This is a genomic window from Psychroserpens sp. BH13MA-6, from assembly GCF_052983595.1.
The window spans coordinates 1-796 of the sequence record NZ_JBRJGE010000044.1; the positions used below are offsets into that span (position 1 = coordinate 1).

Consider the following 796-nt stretch of genomic DNA (forward strand, 5'->3'; position numbering starts at 1 on the left):
AACGTAATTGTGTATGATATCGTGCGATTGGAATTGATCGTTATTTTCCGTCGTCACAATTCTAAAGTTTAAATATAAGAATTAAAACTGAAGCTAAAGTAGAGCATGGATTATACACGTTGTTGTGCATAGTTATTTTTTCCATATTCCAAATTCAGTCCGGATTGTGTTTAAAATCTCGCACATATAAATCAGTTCATCAATTTCTGGATAATGACTTAAATATCCATCAGGATTTGAAAATTCAAATTCGTTTGTTTTATTCCAACCTCGGACTTGAATTTTAAATCCTTCTCCATCTAAAATCGCAACTTGCTTGTTCATTAATTCATATTCCTCAATCTCTTTACCTCGATGTATCTTTTTTACTTTTTCAACTTTTCCACGAGTTACTAATTTCCATCTTATTTCGCTCATATTTGGTAAGTCCAAAATATGACTCTGAATAAAGTTTTGAAAAACAACTTCCATATCATTTTCCGATTTTAGAGTTTGCTTTTCAGTCCGCAATTCCGCTTGTTCGTCAACTTTTGCGTAATGCTCGTAAAATTCCGCTGTCCATTTTTCTGATTCATCCTTAAACATTCTAAAAAGCGATGAATAATTCGTTATTCCACCGCCTTGATAGATTCGGATTTCTGTTTCATAAGTCAGAGAGTCAGAGAGTTTTAAATCAGAGTTTATTCCGTTTATATCTTGTGCAGAAATTGCAATTGAAAATAGAAATATTATTAAAATCTGGATGGTTCTCATAATTATGCACAACGTAATTGTGTATGATATCGTGCGATTGGAA

Annotated in this window: 1 protein-coding gene; it reads right to left on the minus strand. The window is 32.2% G+C overall.

Features of this window, described 5'->3' with window-relative positions; genetic code table 11:
- Window positions 1-132: 132 nt before the first annotated feature.
- On the minus strand, window positions 133-796 hold a 664-nt coding region (locus tag ACU8DI_RS15385), incomplete at its 5' end, for a hypothetical protein (protein ID WP_447113680.1).